The sequence below is a fragment of the Parafannyhessea sp. LCP19S3_B1 genome (assembly GCF_052121955.1).
Classification (GTDB): domain Bacteria; phylum Actinomycetota; class Coriobacteriia; order Coriobacteriales; family Atopobiaceae; genus Parafannyhessea.
Genome location: NZ_JBQKDH010000013.1, coordinates 79712 through 94637, shown reverse-complemented (window position 1 = coordinate 94637; position 14926 = coordinate 79712). Strand labels below are relative to the sequence as shown.

The 14926-nt window shown below is 68.4% G+C and carries 10 protein-coding genes; 3 read left to right on the top strand and 7 right to left on the bottom strand.

The window, feature by feature from the left end:
• The 7 genes from ACTQWE_RS08565 to ACTQWE_RS08535 form a co-directional block, all read right to left on the bottom strand.
• On the bottom strand, positions 1-422 hold a 422-nt coding region (locus ACTQWE_RS08565; RefSeq protein WP_441921579.1), incomplete at its 3' end, for a transcription antitermination protein NusB.
• A gap of 2 nt (positions 423-424) precedes the next feature.
• Positions 425-1339 (bottom strand): methionyl-tRNA formyltransferase, encoded by a 915-nt coding sequence (fmt, locus tag ACTQWE_RS08560; RefSeq protein WP_441856757.1) that lies wholly within the window; start codon positions 1337-1339, stop codon positions 425-427.
• Between the two features lie 23 nt (positions 1340-1362).
• Positions 1363-1911: a peptide deformylase gene (gene def, locus ACTQWE_RS08555; protein WP_170103487.1), complete on the bottom strand. Its 549-nt coding sequence runs from the start codon at positions 1909-1911 to the stop codon at positions 1363-1365.
• A 132-nt stretch (positions 1912-2043) separates the two neighbouring features.
• Positions 2044-4344 (bottom strand): replication restart helicase PriA, encoded by a 2301-nt coding sequence (gene priA / locus ACTQWE_RS08550; RefSeq protein WP_441856758.1) that lies wholly within the window; start codon positions 4342-4344, stop codon positions 2044-2046.
• Positions 4345-5520, bottom strand: coding sequence for a dipeptidase (locus tag ACTQWE_RS08545; protein ID WP_441856759.1), 1176 nt, complete (start codon positions 5518-5520; stop codon positions 4345-4347).
• Positions 5521-5722: 202 nt separating this feature from the next.
• Complete coding sequence (gene metK, locus ACTQWE_RS08540; protein ID WP_090845767.1) at positions 5723-6976, bottom strand: methionine adenosyltransferase; 1254 nt, start codon at positions 6974-6976, stop codon at positions 5723-5725.
• A 132-nt stretch (positions 6977-7108) separates the two neighbouring features.
• Entirely contained in the window at positions 7109-7873 is a 765-nt protein-coding gene (locus tag ACTQWE_RS08535) for a TetR/AcrR family transcriptional regulator (RefSeq protein ID WP_090845768.1), read from the bottom strand.
• Positions 7874-8081: 208 nt separating this feature from the next.
• Here ACTQWE_RS08535 and ACTQWE_RS08530 point away from each other — a divergent pair, with 208 nt between their 5' ends.
• The 3 genes from ACTQWE_RS08530 to gltX all read left to right on the top strand — a co-directional run bounded on the left by ACTQWE_RS08530 (position 8082) and on the right by gltX (position 14917).
• On the top strand, positions 8082-11093 hold the full coding sequence (locus ACTQWE_RS08530) for a YhgE/Pip family protein (RefSeq protein WP_441856760.1): 3012 nt from the start codon (positions 8082-8084) through the stop codon (positions 11091-11093).
• On the top strand, positions 11090-13324 hold the full coding sequence (locus ACTQWE_RS08525) for a YhgE/Pip family protein (RefSeq protein WP_441856761.1): 2235 nt from the start codon (positions 11090-11092) through the stop codon (positions 13322-13324). Before ACTQWE_RS08530 ends, ACTQWE_RS08525 begins: the two co-directional genes overlap by 4 nt.
• Positions 13325-13411: 87 nt before the next feature.
• On the top strand, positions 13412-14917 hold the full coding sequence (gene gltX / locus ACTQWE_RS08520; RefSeq protein ID WP_441856762.1) for a glutamate--tRNA ligase: 1506 nt from the start codon (positions 13412-13414) through the stop codon (positions 14915-14917).
• Positions 14918-14926 lie beyond the last annotated feature (9 nt).

The window sequence follows — 14926 nt, the reverse complement described above, 5'->3', positions numbered from 1 at the left end:
GCCCGCAGGCGACCGCGCGCGGCCTCCATGGCCGGAACGTCCCCTTCCGCGATGCGGCGCAGCACCGCGTTTGCGAGCCCGCGCGCGCGACGCGACGCCACGGCCGCGAGCTCCACGCCCTGGCTCACGGCCACCTGCGTGGGCGTGCCCAGGTACAGCAGCTCGAATGCGGACATCCTGAGCGCGTCGCGCACGCGAGGCTCGAGGTGGCCGTGCGCAAGGTGCGCGTCCACCACGGCGTCGCAAAGGCCGCGAGCGCGCTGCACGCCCAGCACCAGCCGCGTCGCGAGCGCGCGGTCACGCGGGTCCAGGCCGTCCATCACGTCGGACGTCCGCAGCAGCTCGCGCGCGCGGGCGTCCCTCTGGCGGCACGCGGCGCACAGCCTGAGCGCCGCCCTGCGCGCGGGGGCAAGCCGCGCCATGGCTACACGTGCTCCCAGGCAAGCTGGCTCTGGTGCAGGCCGGCCGCCCACGCGGAGGCGTCCATCTCGCGCTTTCCGTCGGGCTTCACGCGCAGAAGCTCGATGGCGCCGTCCGCGCAGCCCGCGATCACGCGCCCGTGCCGCACGATCACCTCGCCCTGCGAGGTGTCGTCTCCCGCCACGCGCGCGGCAAGCACGCGCACGCCCCTGCCGGCGACGGCCATGCGCGCCGGCGCCGCGTCGAGCGACGTCTGCACACGGCGGCGGTTGTCCAGCGCGGTCGCGGCGGGGTCAAGCAGCATCTCGGCCTTCTCGACCTTCCTCGCGTACGTGACCTTCGACTCGTCCTGCTCGACCCACTCGGCCGTGCCGTCCTCCATCTGGCGCAACGCGACGAGCAGCTCCCTCGCGCCGAGCTCCGCAAGCTCCCCCATCACCTGGGGGCAGCTCTTCTCGCCCACCTCGACGTCCGCCTGGCGGCAGTACGCCCCGGCGTCCAGGTCGTGCACCACGCGCATGATGGAAACGCCGGCGCGCGCGTCGCCGCTCAGGATGGCGCGCTGGATGGGCGCGGCGCCTCGCCAGCGCGGCAGGCTCGACGCGTGCACGTTCACGCAGCCCAGGGGCGCCGCCGTCAGCACGGCGTCCGGCAGGATGCAGCCAAACGCGGCCACCACGATGGCGTCGGGCTCCGCCGCGCGGATGACGGCCATCACGTCGTCCGTGATGCGCTTGGTCTCGAGCACGTCGATGCCCAGCTCCGTCGCGGCCGCCTTCACCGCGGAGGGCTCCAGCCTCCTGCCGCGTCCGCGCACGGCGTCCGGCCTCGTCAGCACGAGCCTCACGTCGTGCGCACCCGCGAGCGCGCGGAGCGAGGGGACCGCGAACTCGGGAGTCCCCATGAATACTATGCGCATGTCCTTCTCCCCCTTCGCGACGGCTAGTTTGCGGCGGTGTCCCCGGGGCGGGCGCCCTCTGCGAGCGCCTCCTCGTAGTCGCGCAGCGCCGCGATGCGCGCGCCGGCGGACAGGTGGTCCACCATGGTCACGCCGTGCAGGTGGTCGATCTCGTGCTGCAGGCAGACGGCAAGCAGGTTGTCGCGCGCCTCGTACTGCATGAGGTCGCCGTCGAGGTTGCGCGCCTGCACCACCACGTGGCTCGGGCGCCTGACCTCGACCGTGATGCCGGGAAACGACAGGCAGCCCTCGCCGTAGGCGCGCTCCGGGCCGTCCGCGGCCACGATCTTGGGGTTGATGAGGACGTACGGGTTCTTCTTCGTGCCCTCGCCCGCGTAGTCCACGTCGATCACGACCAGCTGCACGAGCTCGCCCACCTGCGGCGCGGCGAGGCCGCAGCCGTCGGCGGCGTACATGTCCCTCAGCATGCGCTTCGCGAGCCTCTTCACGCCGTCGTCGATCTTCTCGATGGGGGCGCACTCGGTCTTCAGCCTGTCGTCGGGCGACAGGACGATGTCGTCAATTGCACTCATGGTGCCTCCTTCGTGTACGGGCCCGTCGGGGCCCTGTGTTAGCCCAGTTAGCGTACCCCATGCGGCGCCACAGTTTCATGCGGGGCGCCTCCTCTACCGATAACCCACGCCGGCGCGCGGGCGCACGGCGCGTCACATCATGTCGTACGCGTCCACGTCCACGGCAATGCTCACCCCGCGCGGCGGCGCCGCGGCGCGCACGCACGCGTCCAGAAGCGGCCCGGGCTCCGAGTCCACGGGCGACTTCACCAGCAGATGGCGCCTCACGCGATCCTTCACCTTCGCCTTGAGGCAATCCGTGGGGCCAAGCAGCTCCCAGCCGGCGGCCTCGCCCACGCGCTCGCGCACGCGCCCGGCCACCTCGTCCAGCGTGCGGCGCACGTCCGCCTCGCGCCGGCCCCAGCACACCACGTTCGAGAGGCGCGAGAACGGCGGGTAGCAGCCGTCGCGGCGCTCCTCGAGCTCCTGCTCCACAAACAGCGCGCGGTCGTGCTTCTGCACCGCGCGGATGGCGGGGTGCGTGGCCCAGTACGTCTGCACTATGACCTGGCCGGGCTCCGTCCCCCTGCCGGCGCGACCCGCCACCTGCTCAAGCAGGTCGTACGTGCGCTCCGCCGCGCGGAAGTCCGGAAGCTTCAGCGTCGTGTCCGCGTTCACCACGCCCACGAGCGTGACCTCCGGGAAGTCCAGCCCCTTCGCGATCATCTGCGTGCCCACGAGCACCGCGCACTCCGCCGCGTCGAACTCCTCCAGCAGGCGCTGGTGGTCGCCCTTGCCGCGCGTGGTGTCCGCGTCCATGCGGATGATCCTCACGTCATCCGGCAGCAGCATCGCGAGCTCGTCCTCCACGCGCTGCGTGCCCACGCCAAACGCCGCCAGGTAGCGGCTGCCGCAGTTGGGGCAGCGCGTGGACGGGTCCGGGTACGCCCTCTGCGGCCACGACCTACCGCACGTGTGGCACACCAGCGAGTGCGTGCGCTCGTGGTACGTGAGCGCGCAGGAGCAGTGCGGGCACTCCGGCACGGCGCCGCACTCGCGGCACATGAGGAAGTTCGCGAAGCCCCTGCGGTTCAGCATGAGCACGGCCTTCTGGCGCCTGGCCGCAACGTCCTGCAGGGCCTCGGCCAGGGGGGCCGAGAAGATCGAGCGGTTCCCGCCCGAGAACTGCTCCGTCATGTCCACCACGCGCACGGCCGGCAGCCGCGCCGCCCCGGGCCGCTCCGGCATGCTCACGCGCGTCCAGCTGACGCCGCCCCACGCGCCCTCACGGCAGCGCTCCAGCGCCTCGAGCGAGGGCGTGGCGGACCCCAGCACAAGGGCGCATCCGCGCTCCGCCGCCATGCGCGCCGCGACCTCGCGCGCGTGGTAGCGCGGTGCGGACTCCTGCTTGTACGTCCACTCGTGCTCCTCGTCAATAATGATGACGCCCACGTCGCGAAGCGGCGCGAACAGCGCGGAGCGCGCGCCCACCACCACGTGGGCACGACCCTGGCGCACCATGTCCCACTGGTCGAAGCGCTCGCCGGCCGAGAGCCTGGAGTGCAGGATCGCGACGTCGTCCCCAAAGCGCGAGCGAAAGCGCCCGACGGTCTGGGCCGTGAGCGATATCTCCGGCACTAGCACGAGCGCCCCCTTGCCCGCGGCGCGCACGCGCTCGATGGCGTCCAGGTACACCTCCGTCTTGCCGGAGCCCGTGACGCCGTCAACCACCACGACGTCGCCGCGGCCGGCGTCGCACGCGCGCGCGATGGCCGCGAGGGCGTCGCGCTGACCCTGCGTCAGGTGCTCCGGCCTCGCGGCGACGGCGCTCCTGAGCGTGGTGGAGTCCCCGCCGCGCACGCGCCGACGCTCCTCCACGGAAACGACGCCCCTCCGCGCGAGCGCCGCGACGGCCGAGGCGCTGCCCGGCAGCGTCGCCGCGAGCTCCGCCATGCGCATCGGACCCGACTCGAGCGCCTGGAGCACGGCGCGCTGGCGAACCGCGTTGGCGCGCGGGCTGAACGAGCCGCCCTTCTCCGCCAGGCTCACCCAGCGCTCGTCCACGGGGCCGCTCTTCTGGCACACCAGCTCCCACGGGTCGTCCGCAGATGCGCGGCGAACCCTTACGGTCTGGCCCGGCGCCAAAAACGGGCGGATGGCCTCGCATGGCGGGCAGGCGTACTCGCGTGCCATCCAGAAGGCGACGCGGGCCGAAACCTGGTCAAACGCACTGGGCGCCAGCACACGCGACACCGGGAGCACGCGGGAGGCGTCCAGGCCCTCGGGCGGCAGCTCGGACGTCGCCACCACGTAGCCCACGGCCTCGCGATGCGAGAAGGGCACGAGCACGGTGGCCCCCACCGCACACTCCTGCTCGAGCTCCCGCGGGACCCCGTAGTCGAACGCGCCGTCGAGCGCGCGCGTGGCTATGTCCAGGACGACGCTCGCGTACACTCAGGCGACCTCGTTTCTGACCATGAACGCGTACGCGTTCTGGAAGAACACCTTGTCGGCCTGCCCCTGCCCAAGGCGCTCGCACATTTTCTGGTAGAAGCCCTGGAGCTTGTCCACGCCGCGCAGCCAGTCCGGCACGGACGCGCCGTCGAAGTCGCCGCCCAGGCAGACGCAGTCCTCGCCCCCCAGGTCCAGGAAGTGCTCGAAGTGGGCCATGAGCTCGTCGAACGTGACGTCCGTCCCCGTGGTGCGCTTCGTTATGAACTCCGTGCAGTAGCTGACGCCCACGACGCCGCCGCTGTCGAGCACCGCCTTGAACTGATCGTCCGTCACGTTGCGGTCCACGTCGCACACGGCCCTGGACGCGCAGTGCGATATGAGGAACGGCCGCCTGCGGCACCTCGCGAGGTCGTCGAACGACTCCGCCGAGAGGTGCGCCGCGTCCACGGCGATCCCGGCGTCCTCCAGGCGCGCGACCGCCCTTTTCCCCAGCTCCGTGAGGCCGTTGTGCGTGGAGCGGCCGCCGCCCAGGGCGTTGTCGCCGTTCCACGTGAGGCCGGCCATCCTGACGCCGTCCTCGCGCATCGTGTCCACCACGTCGAGCGACCCCTCGAGCGCGGAGCACGACTCCACGGTGAGCACGGCGGCCACCTTGCCGGCCCTCAGCACGTCCGGCATCCTGCGCGCGTCCGTCACCTGCTCCACGCGGTCCGCGTGCTGCCGCATCTGCTGCCTGAAGTACGCGACGGCCGCGGTGTAGAAGCCCAGCGGGTCCGTGACCCACTTCCTGTCGGGCACCCACACGGAAAAGCCCTGGGCGTACGCCAGGCCCTGCGCGCGTTCGAGGTCGACCTCGCCGTCGCTCTTCGCGATGTCGCCGTGGCGCGCGATGGCCGGCCACGACCTGTACGGCTCCCAGTCATGCATGCCAAGCACGTCCACCGTGTCGCAGTGCAGGTCGAACGCCTTCGTGCGGCCAAGGTCGCCCACGGCGTCCACGTGCGTCGCCTTCGCGCGCGCGATGGGGTCCGCGGTGCGCTCGCGCACGGTGACCCCGGAGGCGGCGTCCGCCGATGACGAGCCCGCGTCCTTCTCGCCCGCGCCGCACGCGCCGAGCGCGAGGGCGGAGCCCAGCGCGCACGCCCCCCGAAGAAGCGACCTCCTCGTTATGGCCACGGACCCTCCTCTGCCGCAGACGGTTTTCTGACGATTCTACCGCACGCGGTGGACACTAAAGAACGCGGTGTCGAAGCAGGCGACCTCGCGCAGCCGAGAAGGACCCCCTCCGCACGCGACGCATCGCCTGCGAAGGGGGCCTTGTCTTGCCGATGTCTTGCGGCCGCGCCACGGGCGCCACCGCGGCGCGTCGAGGTTGGCGCTACTTTGCCATGGCCGCAACTGCGCTCTTGAGCTCTCCCACGCGGTCCGTGCTCTCCCACGTGAAGTCCGGGTCCTCGCGGCCGAAGTGGCCGTACGCAGCCGTCTTCTGGTAGATGGGGCGACGGAGCCTGAGGTCTCGGATGATGGCGCCGGGACGCAGGTCGAAGACCTTCTGGACCGCGGCCTCGATCACGGAGTCGTCGACAGATCCGGTGCCGAAGGTGTCTACGGAGATGGAGACGGGCTGCGGCACGCCGATGGCGTAGGCCAGCTCGATCTCGCAACGGTGCGCGAGGCCGGCTGCGACGACGTTCTTCGCGACCCAGCGCGCGGCGTACGCGGCGGAGCGGTCGACCTTGGTGGGGTCCTTGCCGCTGAAGGCGCCGCCGCCGTGGCGACCCATGCCGCCGTAGGTGTCGACGATGATCTTGCGGCCGGTCAGGCCGGTGTCGCCCATGGGGCCGCCCACCACGAAGCGTCCGGTGGGGTTGACATAGATGGTCGCGCCCCTCCAGGAGATGCCAACCGCGTCGAGCACCGGGCGTATGACGTGCTCGATCATGTCCTCGCGGATCTGGGAGAGCTTGACGTCGGCCGCGTGCTGCGTCGACACGACGATGGCCGTGACCTCGACGGGCCTGTCGTCCTCGTAGCGCACGGTCACCTGGGTCTTGCCGTCCGGGCGCAGGTAGGTGAGAGATCCGTTCTTGCGAACCTCGGCGAGGCGCTCGGAGAGCCTCTGCGCCAGGTAGATGGGCATCGGCATGAGGACGTCCGTCTCGTCGGACGCGTAGCCAAACATCATGCCCTGGTCGCCGGCGCCGATCTTGTCGATCTCGTCGTTGTCGTTCGAGCGGGCGAACGTGCCGTCGACGCCCTGGGCGATGTCGGGGGACTGGCCGTGGATCAGGTTCATGACGCCGCAGGTCTCGGCGTCGAAGCCGTACTTGGCGCGCGTGTAGCCGATCTTCGAGACCGTGTCGCGCACGATCTTCTGGACGTCCACGTACGCCTCGGTGCGGACCTCGCCCATCACGACGACGGTGCCGGTGGTCGTGAACGTCTCGATGGCGCAGCGCACGTTGTCGACGTTTGCCGGCGTGCCGTCGGCGTCCACGTAGCCCTGCTGCTGCAGCTTCGCCTCCTTCGCGAAGATGGCGTCCACGATGGCGTCCGAAATCTGGTCGCACATCTTGTCCGGGTGTCCCTCGGTGACGGACTCCGAGGTGAAGAGGTAGTTCTTGTGTGCCATTTCATACTCCTTGTGCCTGCGCCACGGACGACCTCCTCCGCCCGCGGCCGAGCCTCGCCCCCAACGGGAGCTCCGCTCATATATATGTGCCTCAAGCGGCCGCGCGCTTGCGCCGCACGGCCCGCGGAAAGCCTAGCCCTGGGTGACGACCCCCTCTGCCTGGCCGTCGTCTCGCCGAAGCCGCAGTCCCAGCGGCGCCACGCCGTGCGCGAGAAGCTCCATGAGGGAGCTGCCGAGCGCGTCCGACCCCTGCATGACGCCGGACGCGGACGCGACCGTCGTCCCAACGAGGCCTCCGCACAGGTACACGGCCGCCAGGCTCGTGTCGACGTTCTGGCGCACGAAGCCCTCGCCCTTTCCCCGCTCGAGCAGCTCTCCGATGATGCGCACGATGCGCGACAGCTGACCGCTCACTGCCGAGAAGAGCTCGCCGCCCATGCTTGAAAGCTCGACCGTGAGCGCGAGCACGAGCGGGCTCCTCGTCCGCATGCGGCGGGACAGCTCCGAAAACAGGCTCTCGAGCGCCTCGCTGGCGGACGCCGCCTGGGATACGGCCTCCTCGATCGCGGAGACGAGCTCGTCTCCCGACGCCTCAAGCACGGCCTCGACAAGCTCGTCCTTGTCCGAGAAGTAGTAGTACAGCGCGCCCTTCGACATGTGGCACCTGGCCGAGACCTCGCTCATCTGGAAGTCAGTGTTGCCGCGCTCCACCATGAGCTCGGACGCGGCGGTCATGATCCTCTCGCGCGTGGCGCGGCTCTTGCGCGTCTTCGAGACGGACTTGATGCGCTGCTTGCGACGCTCCATCTGCTCGCCGAGGGCGCTTTGCGCGACGCTCTTGGCGGCACGCACGCCATCAGCTATTTCAGCTGCTGTCTTTTCGTTCACAAGTCCCATGACGCATCTCCCGAGACGTTTAGATCCGACGTCATCATAGCATCACGAGTGTAGATTTTTGACACGAGTTCAAAAATCGCTAGCAGGCATTTGAGAGCTATCCTATCCTTCATTATGGAGTTACTGTGCGACGTTGGCACGCGCACCGTTGCCGCCACGCACGACGCACACGTTCACGAGACAGCTACGCAAGCCAAGGAGTCTGCACGTGAAGACAGCACTCAGGATCTTCTGGCGCGACATCAGGCGCATCCTCAAAAACCCCGTCGCCCTCATTATCACGCTCGGAGTCTGCATCATCCCGTCCCTGTACGCCTGGTTCAACATCCTCGCGAACTGGGACCCGTACAAGAACACCAGCGACATCCAGATCGCCATCGTCAACCAGGACGAGGGCGCGACGGTCGGCGACATGGGACACATCTCGGCCGGCGACATGGTCGTAGAGAAGCTCCACGACAACAAGCAGCTCGGCTGGCGCTTCGTGAAGATGTCAAAGGCCATGAGGGGCGTCCGCGCCGGCGACTACTACGCCGCCATCGTCATCCCCAAGGACTTCACTTCGACGCTCGCGGGCGTCATCGACGGCAAGACCGCGAAGGCCCGTATCAAGTACTACGTGAACGAGAAGGAAAACGCCGTCGCGCCCAAGGTGACAGACACCGGCGCCTCCACCATCGAGAACCAGATAAACAACACGTTCGCCGGAACGGTCGCGGGCGTCATCTCCGACAAGCTCGGTGCCGCGGCGGACAAGGCTCTCGACGGCGCGTCGGGCGCCGGCTCCAGCCTCCAGGCCGACATCCAGACCGTGCGGGAATCGCTCGACGACCTCTCCGGCGGCATCGACGACGCCGGTCGTTCCATCGACGACGCGCGCAAGACCGTCGCCTCGGCGAAGGAGACCATCACGAGCCTCGACGGCACCACGAAGGGCATCTCCCAGAAGCTCGGTACGGCCTCGACGGACCTCAAGGGTGCCCGAGCGGACGCAGCCGACCTCAGGAGCCGCCTCGGCAGCTCGCTCACCTCGGGCACGCTCGCCCTCACGAACATGTCCACGAAGGCGAACTACGACGTCGGCAGACTCGCCGGCGACGTGGGCTGGGCCCAGGGCAGGCTCGATGACGCCATAGCCCAACTCGAGGCCGCGCTCACCCAGACGCAGGACATGAAGGCGAAGCTCGAGTACAGCCGCGACACCATCGTCAGCATCAAGGGACTCTCCGGAGACTCCCTCACCGCCCAGACAGAGGTGACCAGAAGCCTCGAGACCGAGATCCAGTACCTCATCGGCATGAGCGACCAGATGCGGGCGCGACTCGACGCGCTCAAGGCGCTCTCGGACGACGTGAAGGGCGGTGCCGCAAGCGTGAGCAACCTCTCCTCCGCCGTGAACAACTCCATCCAGACGAGCGCCTCGGCCCTGTCCGACGTGCAGGGAAACCTCTCCGAAACCACGATTCCCGCCGTGGACGGCGCGCTGGACGACTTCTCGCAGGCCGCCTCGGGCGTGAGCTCCGTCGTCGCGGGCATCTCGCCCGCGCTCGAGCAGGTGAGCGCGACCCTCGACCAGCTCGACCAGGTGCTCGCCCAGGCGAAGCCCGCCCTTGCGTCCACGCGCGACTCCATCTCGAGGGCGGTCGACACGCTCGCCGGCCTCGAATCCGACGTCTCGGCGCTGCAGACGACCCAGGCGTACAAGGACCTCACGAGCGTCTCCGGCATCAACCCCGACGTGCTGAAGAACTACTTCACCTCTCCCGTCGAGCTGTCCGAGCAGGCCATCTACCCCGTCCGCAACTACGGCTCCGGCGTCACGCCGTTCTACACGGACCTCGCGCTCTGGGTCGGTGGATTCGTTCTCGTCGCCATCTACAAGCGCGAGGTGGACGACGAGGGCGTCGGCGAGTTCAAGCCGTGGCAGGGCTACGTGGGACGCGCACTGCTCTTCTCGCTTCTGGGAGAAGTGCAGGCCATAATCTGCTGCGTCGGCGACCTGGCCCTGGGCATCCAGTGCCTGAGCCCCGTCGCCTTCGTGGCCGCGGGCATGGTCGAGTCGTTCGTCTACGTCAACATCGTGTTCTCGCTCTCCACGGCGTTCAAGCACATCGGCATGGCGCTCGGCGTCATCCTCGTCATCCTCCAGATCCCCGGCTCCTCCGGCACCTATCCCATCGAGATGATGCCCGGCTTCTTCCAGGCGCTCGAGCCGCTCCTGCCGTTCACGTACGGCAACAACGCCATGCGCGAGGCCATCGCCGGCTTCTACGGAAGCTACTACGGCACGAACATCGCCGTCCTTCTCCTTGCGTACATGCCCATCGCGCTGCTCGTGGGCCTTGGCGCCAGGCGCCACCTCCTCAACATCAACGCGCTGTTCGACAAGCGCCTTCGCGAGACGGACATGATGGTGAGCGAGCGCTACAACATGGACGAGGCGCACTTCAAGCTCACGACCATCATCAAGGCCCTCACGAACTCCACCGAGTACCGCCGCACGTTCGAGGCGCGCGCCGCGCGCTTCGAGCTCATGTACCCCGTGCTTGTGCGCCGCGGCTTCATCGCGCTCATGGTCATCCCCATCGCCCTGAACGTCCTCATGTTCGTGCTGCCGTTCAAGATGGTGATCATGACGCTGTGGATCTGCTCCATGATCGTCATCTGCACGTTCCTTATCGTGACGGAGTACTTCCACTACCGCGTGGGACAGAAGACGCGCCTGTCCGACATGAGCGAGGACGAGCTGTACGACCTTCTGGGCGACAAGCTCAAGCAGGAGTTCTTCGCGTTCGCCCCCATAGAGACCATGCTCATCGAGAAAGGCGCGGGCACCTCGGCCACAGGCGACGCCACGGACGGCGCCCCCGAGGCCGGCGGCACGCTGCGCTCCAGAAAGATCGGAAGCCGCATCGGCAGGCTCAGGACGGAGTTCGACCAACGCCGCGCCGCTCACCACGGCGGCGCGAACGCCCAGGTAACAGGCGCGCAGGACGCTCCTGCGACAGACGCGCAGGCAAGGCTGGGCGCGGACGCGCAGAAGGCTCCCGACGCGGGCGAGAAGGACGATGGCGAGCCCACGCGGCTCATCCTGAACGTCACGGCCCTCACGGGCGCGGGCGAGAAGACCACCCGCATCAGCCGCGGCGACGAGACCACGAAGGAGGGCGGCGCGACCGAAGCGGACGCCCAGGACCAGAAGGGTGGTGACGCAAAGTGAGCAAGCTCTTCTCGCTCATAAGGCGTGACTTCCGTCACGTCATCAACAACGTCATCGCCCTCGTGGTCTGCGTGGGCATGATCGTGATCCCATGCTTCTACGCATGGTTCAACATCTACTCCGCGTGGGACCCGTACGGCAACACCGGCGAGCTGAAGGTGGCGCTCGCGAACGCGGACGAGGGCTACAAGACGAAGCTCATGCACGCGAACATCAACATCGGCGAGCGCATGGTGAGCGACCTGCAGGGATCCGACAAGGTCGACTACGTGGTCACCACGAAGGACAAGGCGCTGGAGGGCGTGCGCTCCGGCGAGTACTATGCCGCTATCGTGTTCCCGAAGGACTTCAGCGCGGACATGATGACCGTGCTGTCTAAGAGCGTGCGCCACGCGAAGGTGATCTACGCCGTAAACGAGAAGAAGAACGCCATCGGAACCATCGTGACCGGCAAGGTCTCGACCGCGGTGCAGAACTCCATCGACCAGAGCTTCGACCAGTCGCTCACGGAGGTGCTCGCCGGGGTGCTTTCCGACCTATCCGGCACGCTGACGGACGAGGAGACCCTGAACCTCGTGACGAGGCTGGACTCCATCCTGGGCGACGGCGCCCAGGACCTGCGCGACGTGGCCGCAAGCGTCGACAGCTACCAGGCGCTCGTGTCGTCCACGGGGTCGCTGCTCGAAAACTCCGACGCCATGCTCTCCTCTGCCGCAAAAAGCGGCAACGGCACGGGCGACCTCATGCGCACGACGTCTTCTGGCGTACGAAAGCTCGATACCGCGGTTGACGGGGCGACGACGTCCATAAACGACGCGCTCCAGAAGAGCGCCTCCACGTTCGACGACGTGAAGGGCGCAATCGATGCCGCGTACGCCACGGCGGGAGGTTCCACGCAGAAGCTGCGCGGCGCGCTCGCGGACGTGAAGGCCGAGGTGGACGCCCGAGACGCGAACCTGCGCGACTTCCAGTCCAAACTGAACGGCACGGACACCATCGCGACCCAGTGGGAGCAGAGCCTGGGCAAGGACGGCGATCCCGTGACCGTCCAGCGCGTGAGCGAGCTGAAGCTGACGATCGACGGGCTGGGCGACCGCGTCACCAAGGCCATCCAGGACCTGGACGACCTCTCGAACGGCATTCAGTCCACGATCGACGACATCGACCGCTCCAGGGGCGACGCGGACGCGTCCAAGGCCGAGCTCGAGGCGCTCGCGGAGCGTGCGAAGGGCAGCGTCACCGGCGTCCAGGCCAGCTACGAGCAGGGCCTCAGGGGATCTCTCGGCAGGCTCGCGGACACCATCGACGGCGCCGCGAGCGACGCGGACGCGCTCGTGGGCAAGTTCTCATCCACCATGGCGGACGTGAGCGACACGACGTCCGGCACGCTGAGGGGCCTCTCCAAGATCGAGGGCGACCTCGGCACCACGTCCAAGAAGCTGCGCGACGGCGCAAGCAAGCTCGACTCGATGCGCGGGACCGTGAAGGCAGCCATCGACTCAGGCGACATGCAGACCATCCGCACGATCCTTTCCGCCGGCCCCACGAGCCTTGCGGAGTTCGTGTCCTCCCCCGTCCAGACGGACCGCGTTGCGATCTACCCCGTCGCGAACAACGGCTCCGCCATGGCACCGTTCTACACCACGCTCGCCATCTGGGTCGGCGGCGTCGTGCTGTGCGCGCTCGTCCGGTGCAACCCGTCCGAGGCCGCCATGCGCGAGACGGGTGCCAAGCCACGCCACGCGTACTTCGGGCGTCTGACGTTCTTCCTGATCATCGGCTTCATGCAGTCGTCGCTCGTCCTTCTCGGCGACCTGTTCTTCATCCGCATACAGTGCCTGCACCCGTGGCTGTTCCTGCTGTGCGGATGGTTCGCGTCGCTCGTGTTCGTCAACATCATCTTCTCGCTCACGGCCGCATTTGGCGACGTGGGCAAGGCCATCGCCGTGCTGCTCATGGTCATCCAGGTCGCGGGCTCCGGCGGCACGTTCCCGCCGCAGATGCTTCCGAAGGCGTTCCAGGCCGTCTATCCGTTCCTGCCGTTCGTACATGCCGAGAAGGCCATGCGCTGCGCCATCGCCGGCCTGTACGGTGCGGACTTCTGGGTCGCCATGGGTAGGCTCGCGCTGTTCCTCGTGCCGTCGCTTCTGCTGGGCCTGCTTCTCCGCAAGCCCGTCGTCCGCCTGAACCATTGGATAGAGGAGAAGATCGAGAGCACGAAGCTGATGTAGGCCCGCGCACCCGCGCGCAGGCACGGCCGCAAGCGGCTATACTTGTTCGGACTGTACTGAGCACACAACACGAAAGGTCACGCAATCGTGAGTTCCACCGAAGCACGTCCCGTACGCGTGCGCTTCGCGCCCTCGCCCACCGGCAAGCTGCACGTGGGCGGCGCCCGCACCGCCATCTACAACTGGGCATTCGCCCGCGCCAACCACGGCACGTTCATCCTGAGGATCGACGATACCGACCCCACCCGCTCCACGGAGGAGAACACGCAGATCATCCTGCGCGCCATGAAGTGGCTGGGCCTTGACTGGGACGAGGGTCCCGAGGTGGGCGGCGACTTTGGCCCCTACTGGCAGACGGAGCGCCTGGACATCTATCGCAAGGCGGCCGAGCGCCTCGTTGCCGACGGCAGGGCCTATTACTGCTTCTGCACGCCGGAGAAGCTCGCCGCAGACAAGAAGGCCGCCCAGGAGCGCCACGACCCGTTCCAGGGCTACCAGCGCACGTGCCGCGACATCGACCCGGCCGAGGCCCAGCGCCGCGTGGACGCCGGCGAGCCGCACACCATCCGCATCAAGGTGCCGCTGGACCGCGGCGACGTGGTGGTTCACGACGCCGTCCACGGCGACGTCACGTTCGAGGCGAACACGCTGGACGACTTCATCATCTTCCGCTCCGACGGCACGCCCACGTACAACTTCGCCACGGTTGTGGACGACTCCATGATGGGCATCACCCACGTGATCCGCGGCGACGACCACCTGTCCAACACCCCGCGCCAGATCATGGTGTACGAGGCCCTGGGCGCACCCACGCCCACGTTCGCCCACATCTCCATGATCTTGGGCCCGGACGGCAAGAAGCTCAGCAAGCGCCACGGCGCCACGTCCGTGGAGGAGTACCGCGACGCCGGCTACGACTCCGACGCCTTCGTCAACTACCTGGCCCTCCTGGGCTGGGCGCTTGACGGCGACACCACGATCGTGCCGCGCGACGTGCTTGCCAAGAGCTTCTCGCTCGACCACGTGTCGAAGAACCCCGCCACGTTCGACCTCAAGAAGCTCGACTGGATCAACGGCCAGTACCTGCAGGCCATGACGGACCAGGAGTTCGCGCGCACGCAGCTCGTGCCGCAGCTCGTCTCCGCAGGCCTGGAGAGCGCAGCGGACGCCGAGGCCGCATACGCCGCGAAGCCCGCATGGTTCAACCTTCTCGCCAGCGTCCTCAAGCCGCGCACCACGCTCGCGCCGCAGGTGGTCGAGAAGAGCCGCTTCCTCTATTGGGGCGAGGACGTCCAGTTCGACGAGAAGAGCGTCAACAAGAACCTCGCGAAGGACGGCGCGCGCGGCTACCTCGAGGCCGCCCGCGACGCGCTGGCCGCGGTGGACGCGGACGGCTGGAACGCCGCGGCCATCGACGCCGCGCTCGAGCCGCTGCCGGACGCCCTCGGCACGAACAAGCGCAAGTTCTACGGCGCCGTGCGCGTGGCCGAGTGCGGAAACCAGGTGTCTCCCCCGCTGGGAGAGTCGCTCGAGCTCCTGGGCCGCGACGTCGCGCTCGCCCGCCTCGAGAGGGCGCTGCCGCTCGCGAAGTAGGGGCCACAG

What these genes read in the sequence shown, in the direction of transcription:
- fmt (WP_441856757.1), bottom strand. Translation starts at nt 1,339, where the DNA reads ATGCGCATAGTATTCATGGGGACTCCCGAGTTCGCGGTCCCCTCGCTC.
- def (WP_170103487.1), bottom strand. Translation starts at nt 1,911, where the DNA reads ATGAGTGCAATTGACGACATCGTCCTGTCGCCCGACGACAGGCTGAAG.
- metK (WP_090845767.1), bottom strand. Translation starts at nt 6,976, where the DNA reads ATGGCACACAAGAACTACCTCTTCACCTCGGAGTCCGTCACCGAGGGA.
- ACTQWE_RS08535 (WP_090845768.1), bottom strand. Translation starts at nt 7,873, where the DNA reads ATGGGACTTGTGAACGAAAAGACAGCAGCTGAAATAGCTGATGGCGTG.